Below are 8251 nucleotides of genomic sequence, written 5' to 3' on the forward strand. Positions count from 1 at the left end.
AGAAGACAGGGTCGGGGAGTGTCCTTATCCTGCCTTCTTGCATGTTATATGTTTTCTACTGTACTAAATTATCCAAATCCGGCTGCAATTTGGTCCGCAGAACATACAGCATGATGGCACCAACAAGGAACGCGACGGCATCCGAAATGACAAGCGACCAGACCACCCCGTGGAATCCGTTCATTCGATTAGCAATATACAACACAGGAATCAGAGTAACTCCTTGAATAACTGACATAATAAACGCGGCGGTTCCTTGCGCTGTTGCTTGAAAGATACCGGTAAACAGCGAGGTCATTCCTGTAATGAACAAGGATAAGAACGTCACATGTAGAATGTAGCTACCCATTTCAATTAATTGCGGGTCACTCGTAAATAAACCAATTAAGTGGTCGGAAATCAGGTAGACGATAACACCAAACACGATTGCTAACGCCACAATAGCTTTGATTGTAAATCCAGTGGTATGCTTCATGCGTAATTTATTCGCTGTAAAAGAGAAGGCAATCAACGGCACAACTCCCTCGCATAAGCCCATCAGAATAAACTCAGGAAATTGCAATAGGCGTGATGAAATTCCGTAAGCCGCTACGGCCTGATCCCCATAATCGACAAGAAAATGGTTAAAGATGAGCGACATTGCACCCAAGAAGATACTCATAACAAAGACGGGAACTCCGATTTTGAATACATTGCTCAGAATATCCGTGGTAGCCTTAAACCATTTAACGGAGACAGTTAAGAATTGGCTCTTATATCCCATATGGAAGGCGTAGAATGCACTCGCAACCAAGTTAGAGATGACCGTAGCAGACGCAACGCCGATCACGCCCCAATGGAAGACGAAGATGACTAGCGCGTCGAGAATAATATTCACGACAACACTGAGAATCATACCGATCATCGACGTGATTGCTGCACCCTCGGAGCGCACAATATTCTCCAGCGTGAAGAATAATACGACGAATGGTGAACCAATAAGCATAATCGTGACATAGTCCTTCGTGAATCCGAAGGAGTCAGGTGTTGCCCCGAGGCCATGAACGATTGGATCGATCAACGGGAGACCGACCGCCATCACGATAAGACCGAGAACTAAACTGCTGTAAAAGGCGAATGAAGACACATGCTTCACATCGTCATATTTTTTCTCTCCCAGCAAACGGGAGATGAATGTGCCACTACCCATGCCTATCAAGTTGCCTAGTGCCATAATGATCGCGAATAACGGCAAGGTTAGTGCGAGTGCGGTTAACATGGCAGTATTGCCCAGTGTACCAAGGAAATAGGCATTTAAGATGGAATAGATGACATTCATTGACGTACCTAGCATCATCGGTACAGCGAAGTGAGCTACGGCTTTTGCGACCGGTGCTTTTTCAAAGTAATGGAGGTTTTCTGCATCCATGCGAGTCACTACTTTCTTTATTTATTTTGTCCTTCAGTCTAACACTGTTAGGTTGTGCCTTACAGTGTTAGATGATATCATGAACCTATGAACCTGTAAAGCATAAACTTACACTGTTAGATAAAAGGGCGGATACCGATGAAAAAAAAGCAGCCTCAAATTTCGGAGGATAAGATTTTGGAAGCCTCGTGGGAGCTTCTTGGAGAGGAGGGTATCGAGAAATTCAGTATGAGACGATTGGCCGACCGGCTAGGGATTCAGGCTCCCTCTTTGTACTGGTACTTCAAGAGCAAGCAGAATCTCTATCAGCGCTTGGCCAACCAGGTATCGAAAATGATTCTGGAGGAGTTTCATTCCGAGGGGGGCTGGAAGGAGCAGCTGACGGGGCTTGCGGTAACGATGCGGAGTGTGCTCTACCGGTACCCCTGCTCCACGCAGCTCATGATGATGACGCTGCCCCACGAACCGGACATCATCCGGTTCACCAACCGTATGCTGCTCTGCGTGGAGTCGACACCGCTTGAGCAAGAGCAGAAAATGCAAGTGGTTACTACGCTTGTGAACTATGTCTCCTACTTCGTCCTAGACGATTATCAGCATGAGCGTAATGTCTCCGCTATCCTCAAGGATCAGGGAGCACTTCCGGGTGAGGAGATGATTCACCTTCTGAATTCCATGAGCGAGACAGAAGTGGGACTATTCCGGAGGATGTTCACGAACGGGCTGTTCGAGCTGATGGGGACCGACGGAGCGTTTGAGTTCGGATTGAAGCTGATTCTGTTGGGGGTTGAGCAGGTGATAAAGGAGCAGGAAAGTAGTATGTAAAAACCGCCCATCCGGTTATTGGATGGGCGGTTTCAATTAGGTTACGTTTACCCTAAATTGTTAGTGAATTTATAATCTTCTGTCTGTCTTTTGTCCTTTGTAAACGTGATTTACTTGTATTAATCATCAAGACAGGAAATATGTATCTTCAACTCAATTACTAAGCATAAAATCAAAAGAAGCATTTATAAAGTTGATGTTATTGTCATATAAAATAATGATAGATTAACTAGTACTGGAGTACATTACAGAAAAGAGAACTTTATCACCGATTTTTTTAGCACGTAATAGCGAAGAATTCGCTTTTGATATCCGCCGCTATTCAACTAAAGGGCAGTTATTCAAAGTGACTTCATATCAATGTAAGTTTTACCCGCTCAAGGATTTCGGTGTTTTAAGTCTTGTAAGAACTTCTGATTTACGCAAAGTAGCTCTCCAAGCCGCAAATCACGCGGCATTCAATGAGATATTGTTTTTTTTCGATGTGGATATCTTTTTTAATATGGACTGTATGTTCAGTCATGATTAAAATGCTAATCAAGAAAATATTACCTCACTGGGGAGGGGAACAAGGTGGAACTTTTTTACGAAATCGAAGGGAATGGAGTCCCTATAGTCATGATTCACTCGGGAGGTGTCGACTCAAGGGTATGGAGATATATGGTGCCTGAATTGGCAAAATCATTCAAGGTCATTACCTTCGATGGTCGAGGAACCGGCCGCTCGCCTGCTATGCAAGAGCCGACTTCACTTGTGGAGGATTTGCGCAAACTTCTCGAACATCTCGGACTGGATCTTGTCACACTTGTTGGCCATTCCATCGGTGGGCAAGTCGCGACTGATTTTGCGTTATCATATCCTTCTATGGTTGAGCGGCTAGTGGTGATTGCCCCTTCATTAACGGGGTTTGCATATTCGCAAGAATTTACCAATTATATAGCATCGGTGAATGCGGCCGCTCCCGATATTTCAAAACTTGTAGAGTTGTCTTTAGCCGGACCGATCTATCGGGCTACGATGGCTAGCCCCCACCGGAGATTTTTGAGTGAAATGCATACTCACTACATGACAAGGGTATTTACCGAGTGGAGGAGCTTTGATGTCCTTTGGCCAGAGCCGCCTTCGATTGAACGTTTAGAGAACATTGCAGCGAGTACGTTATTTATACAAGGAACCATAGAATGGCCGGATATGTATAATATCGCCGAGTACTTCAAGCGTGTACCTGAGATTAGGTTTGCCGAAATCAAAGGAGCTGATCATATGCTTGTCCTTACTCATGCGGAAGAACTAGCAACTAGCATCCGACAGTTTTGTCACAGATGAGAACCATACATGAATAGATTGGGTCTCTCTTGAATCAAAGTATTATAATGGGGTGATAAGAAATTTCCACTTCTGAAACTGGATTCTTTGCTCGAATCATTTTAAAGAAGGAAAACGCAGCACCAGATGAATTGGAACGCAACCCTCATTCAAGGGGATCTCGAGGAAGAAGTTTTGAACCTTAAAGAGCAACTTGGAAGAAACATCTTGGTGCTTGGAAGAGGCGAGTTAGTTAGGACGCTGATGAAGCATGATCTCGTCGACGAGTTTCGGATCATGATCTTTCCGTTTATACGGGGGAGTGGAAAGCGTTTGTTTACAGATAACATCAACACGATGTCCCTTAAGCACGTCTATACCAAGACCTTACATTCGGGAGCAGTTGAATTGACGTACCTTCCATCAAAAGAAGATAACGTTTTTCACCAAGGCTCAGACTGATAAAAACAAAGTCTGAGCCTGCCGCTGTTTTATATTGGAGCCAGTCTTATAATTATAATCCGGAGCCTCACGGTAAACTATACCAAGCTACCCTGCATCCCACAGACGGTTCTTGCGAGCTGTTATTCTGAAAATAAAGCATCCGTTGCAACCGGCTGAAGGATAGGCAGTGGCTGAAGGGAGATGGTCCGGTCGAGATGAACAAACGCATCATAACGATCCGCCATGCTGGAAGGCACGTAATTGCCGAATCGCTCATGAGCAGGCTCATATACAACACCGATGGCACGGTGGCCAATGACCGTATGCAGCATGGAAGATGCATCGGAGAGCATTACCACGCCATTTCGGCCGCCTCCCGCCCGGTGCATGCAATACTCCCAGCTTCCTGGCTGTCCGGGCGGCACGGTCATTTTCTCAACCGGAGCTCCCCAAGCTCTTCCGGCCAGTACCTCGCCCTGATAGGTCCCGAAGCCAACGGCAAACACACGATGTTCTGGATCCTCCCGCAGCAGCTGACCCACATTGACCATGCCATCAGCCATCATATCCGTTGCCCGCGCATCACCGATATGCGTATTATGCTCCCAGACAATGGCCTTTGCCGAGGCGCCGTAATAGGACATGATTCGCTTCAGTGATTCAACCATATGTCTGTCCCGTATATTCCAGGACTGCGGGCCTCCCTGGACCATCGTACGATAATAGGCCTCCGAACTGGAAGTGACGAGCATGTTCACCTCCGCATTCAGCTCTTCCTCACTTCCCGGATACGTCATGCGCCGGCTCTGAATCTGCTTCAGTAGCTCAACCACTTCTTTCTCACAGCTCTCCGAGAGCAATCCTGCCGCAATGCCATAAGCCTGATGGTCCCTGCTATATGGATCAAAACAGGCATATGTCCTGCGGGCCTGTTCCAGCTGGGGAGACTTGGTCTCCTCCAAATAACCGATGATTGCCTCCATCGATTCCCATAACGAGTACATATCGATGCCATAAAATCCAACCTTGGGACAGCCACTGCCGCCCCCTTGATTCACTTCATTGTAATCCTTCAGCCATTCCGCGAAATCACGAATATCCGTATTCGCCCACATCCAGGTCGGCCAGCGAGTAAAATCACCCAGTGCATCGGTTGCCGAAGAATCGGCCCCCTTCATTCCTTTAACATACCGGTTCAATCGATAAGCAGAGGGCCAGTCTCCTTCCACGCCGATAATGTTAAATCCCTTGCTTGCAATTAGCTTCTTCGAAAGCTCGGCCCGAACTCGGTAAAAATCAGACGTCCCATGGCTCGCCTCGCCAAGCAGCACAATATCTGCATCTCCGATGGCCTTAACTATGCGGTCTAGATTCTCCATTCCGTCCAATGGGATAAATAAGGCATTCAGCTCTTTCAAATATGCATTCTGCTCTGATAGATTATCATTAGAATTCATGAATTTGTTCCCTCCTTTAGACGGTATGAGTGAATTATTTCCGATTTGTCCATTCATTAACCCAAAACAGGCCTCCCTTAGTGATAAGCCCGGGTAAGTCTGATCGGGGCGAAATTTGAATTGATCTAACGGGACACGATAGCTTAATAAACAACTAAGACACGGCTACCGGCATGGATCGGCCATGTTGTACTAACGGGCAAGATAGCGTGACGAAGTAATCTCGATAAATAAATAGAGGCACAGCTAATTCAGAAGATCGGCTGCCATTTACATTAGTCTAAAAACCATTCAAATAAAATCGGAGCGCATCGGAAAGTGTTATGGTGTTGAGAAATTGGAAGTCATAACAAAAGGCTGAAGTAATTAAGATAATTGTAAAACGTTGAGGATAAGGAAGGTTACTAAAGTCCTCCACGGCGAAAAAGATGCCCGATTTTTAGCATAGTACCACAGCAGTTCAAGGGATATCATTAAGATGTGCGCAAAAAAGGAGGAGAAATAGAATGTCCGTTGAACGTTTTCATATTCACATTGCAGATGAAGTCCTTGATGATTTGAAAAGAAGATTACACCACATCCGCTGGCCGGATCAATTGGAAAACTCAGGCTGGGATCGAGGTGTTGATTTAACTTATTTAAAATCCCTTGTTTCGTATTGGCGAGAACAGTATGATTGGCGCGAACAAGAATCTCAGTTAAACCGTTTTTCCCAGTTTCGCTGCAACATCAATGGAATTGATGTGCACTTTGTTCATGAGTACGGAAAGGGTCCCAATCCCATGCCCATTATTCTAACCCACGGATGGCCAGATAGTTACCTTAGATATCAGAAGATTATTCCTCTTCTTACAGATCCATCTAGCTATGGAGGTGATCCTAAGGATTCTTTCGATGTCATTGTCCCTTCATTACCTGGTTTTGCGTTCTCTAGCTCTCCTGACCATCCTGGTGTCAACAATTATCAGGTTTCCGAGATGTGGGCTAAATTAATGACAAAAGAATTAGGATACGATAAGTTTGCTGCAGCAGGTGGGGATATAGGCTCCGGAGTTACGAGATATCTGGCATCGAATCATCCTGAACTTTTATTCGGGATTCACCTAACAGATATTGGTATCATAAGAGATCTCCTTACGTCCCATGAGCAGGTAAAACTTTCAGAGGAAGAACTTCAATACAAGAAAAGAGCATTAGAATGGCTTTCTCTAGAGGGAGGGTACATGTCGATACAATCGACACGTCCACAGACTCTTGCGTATGGACTTTCTGATTCACCAGCAGGCTTAGCCGGTTGGATTATTGAAAAATTCCGAGCTTGGAGTGATTGTGGGGGTGACCTCCGTCAAAGATTTAGCGAAGATGAACTCATTACGCATATCATGGTTTATTGGCTTACTAACACAATCGGGTCGTCAACGCAGATGTATTACGAAAATTCACATTCTCTGCCGTCATTAGGCTATATAAAAGTACCAACTGGGGTTGCATTATTCCCAGCAGATATAGTATTACCACCAAAAGACTGGGCAGTACGCAATTTAAATATAACTCGCTGGACTACCATGGCTCGTGGTGGACATTTTACGGCCATGGAAGAGCCAGAGCTTTTAGCCCAAGAAATTCGTACCTTCTACAAGCCTTATAGAGTGGAAGAGTGACTGTTTATGATGGAGCAGATACCTTAGAATAATATTCAAGAGCAAAAAGACCTTTTGAGTATGTGCGAGCATCCAATTGATTCAGCGTTTGTTTGATGAAAAAACTACGGATAAAATCTTTTATTCGAATGCTATTAAAAGGTATTTCAAATAATTTTAAAATGCGCACTGATACGCTAACGGGTACATTAGTTGAAACAAAAAGGTTGCCGGGGTAGCCTTTTTTTATTTTATGTTAGGCTAGTAGGACCAACTTACCAGTTGAGGCCGATTGGATCAATAAATCTGCCTTAAATGATGTGGGTTAGTATCCATTATTAAAGGCGGATTTACGAAATTCAATATAAGGCTCCTTAATGTTGTAAAACCGTGTTTGCTGGCGATACCTCAATAATGTAAAAAATTACAATTCATTATCGTTCCCAAAAGCATGCTTATAGGAACGATAATGAATTAGTCTATTTCACGTCCCCAAATGTGTACAAATAATTATTGGAATGTTTCAGTATTAATGGTCCCTTTTTTGGAACTGAAAGGGGGATGCATCATATAGTAGATATGGCTTATGTTTGTGTGTCGGCCGGCCAAATACCAAGCTACTTTCGACGCTACTGTTGAACAAGAGCATGATGCCCAAAAAGTCGTCACAAGATATCTAACTGCTATTCATGAAATGCATTTATCGGATGCAGTAGATATGGTCAAAGATTCATGGTACCTTTTAATGAAGAAAAACAAATTCGAAAGTATAAGCAGTACAGTTATAGAACTGATTTTGATAACTTGGTTATTAATTGGTATAATTTACATGTAGTAATCAGCAAAATTAAATGATATATTATGTATCCGGCCGTAAGATAGGCTGTGATGTAATAGTTAGATGGACTTCAAAAAATTCAAAGGATTACCTACGAGGTATTATTTACCAGTAGCATGAATCATCGAAGTATGATATATTATTATTCCGGGCGTTGATATGGCCGGAAATGATTGATCTTTGAAAACTGAACAACGAGTGAGTAAAACGATTTTGTTCGCAAAATCAAACAAGAGATATTTTTATCTCGTCAGTTTCAACATGAGCTTATCGCTCTTTCTATAAACCAGCTTCGGTTGGTCTTTAATGGAGAGTTTGATCCTGGCTCAGGACG

Annotated in this window: 6 protein-coding genes and 1 pseudogene; 5 read left to right on the plus strand and 2 right to left on the minus strand. The window is 43.9% G+C overall.

Annotated elements, in window-relative coordinates; translation table 11 throughout:
• Positions 1–55: 55 nt before the first annotated feature.
• Positions 56–1408: an MATE family efflux transporter gene (locus tag JOD82_RS23450; protein ID WP_209950013.1), complete on the minus strand. Its 1353-nt coding sequence runs from the start codon at positions 1406–1408 to the stop codon at positions 56–58.
• A 138-nt stretch (positions 1409–1546) separates the two neighbouring features.
• Between JOD82_RS23450 and JOD82_RS23455 the strand changes: the two genes are divergently transcribed.
• From JOD82_RS23455 to JOD82_RS23465, 3 genes are all read left to right on the plus strand, one after another.
• The gene (locus JOD82_RS23455; protein WP_209950014.1) at positions 1547–2233 is read left to right on the plus strand and encodes a TetR/AcrR family transcriptional regulator; all 687 of its coding nucleotides are present in this window, start codon (positions 1547–1549) and stop codon (positions 2231–2233) included.
• Positions 2234–2806: 573 nt separating this feature from the next.
• Positions 2807–3559: an alpha/beta fold hydrolase gene (locus tag JOD82_RS23460; RefSeq protein ID WP_209950015.1), complete on the plus strand. Its 753-nt coding sequence runs from the start codon at positions 2807–2809 to the stop codon at positions 3557–3559.
• 126 nt (positions 3560–3685) lie between these two features.
• Positions 3686–4000: a dihydrofolate reductase family protein gene (locus tag JOD82_RS23465; protein ID WP_209950016.1), complete on the plus strand. Its 315-nt coding sequence runs from the start codon at positions 3686–3688 to the stop codon at positions 3998–4000.
• A 122-nt stretch (positions 4001–4122) separates the two neighbouring features.
• Here the strand turns inward: JOD82_RS23465 and JOD82_RS23470 are convergent, their stop codons facing one another.
• Positions 4123–5439 carry an erythromycin esterase family protein gene (locus JOD82_RS23470; RefSeq protein ID WP_209950017.1) on the minus strand — a complete coding sequence of 439 codons (1317 nt, stop codon included), beginning with the start codon at positions 5437–5439 and terminating at the stop codon, positions 4123–4125.
• Positions 5440–5945: 506 nt separating this feature from the next.
• Here JOD82_RS23470 and JOD82_RS23475 point away from each other — a divergent pair.
• Together JOD82_RS23475 and JOD82_RS29360 are read left to right on the plus strand one after the other, a co-directional pair.
• Entirely contained in the window at positions 5946–7100 is a 1155-nt protein-coding gene (locus JOD82_RS23475) for an epoxide hydrolase family protein (protein ID WP_209950018.1), read from the plus strand.
• A gap of 35 nt (positions 7101–7135) precedes the next feature.
• Positions 7136–7254, plus strand: a pseudogene (locus JOD82_RS29360) (amidohydrolase family protein); the annotation flags it as partial.
• Positions 7255–8251 lie beyond the last annotated feature (997 nt).

It is taken from the genome of Paenibacillus sp. 1182 (assembly GCF_017833915.1).
Taxonomy (GTDB): Bacteria; Bacillota; Bacilli; order Paenibacillales; family Paenibacillaceae; genus Paenibacillus; species Paenibacillus polymyxa_D.

Excerpts from the sequence above, each read along its gene's own strand:
- JOD82_RS23450 (WP_209950013.1), bottom strand. The coding sequence starts at position 1,408 with ATGGATGCAGAAAACCTCCATTACTTTGAAAAAGCACCGGTCGCAAAA.
- JOD82_RS23455 (WP_209950014.1), top strand. The coding sequence starts at position 1,547 with ATGAAAAAAAAGCAGCCTCAAATTTCGGAGGATAAGATTTTGGAAGCC.
- JOD82_RS23465 (WP_209950016.1), top strand. The coding sequence starts at position 3,686 with ATGAATTGGAACGCAACCCTCATTCAAGGGGATCTCGAGGAAGAAGTT.
- JOD82_RS23470 (WP_209950017.1), bottom strand. The coding sequence starts at position 5,439 with ATGAATTCTAATGATAATCTATCAGAGCAGAATGCATATTTGAAAGAG.
- JOD82_RS23475 (WP_209950018.1), top strand. The coding sequence starts at position 5,946 with ATGTCCGTTGAACGTTTTCATATTCACATTGCAGATGAAGTCCTTGAT.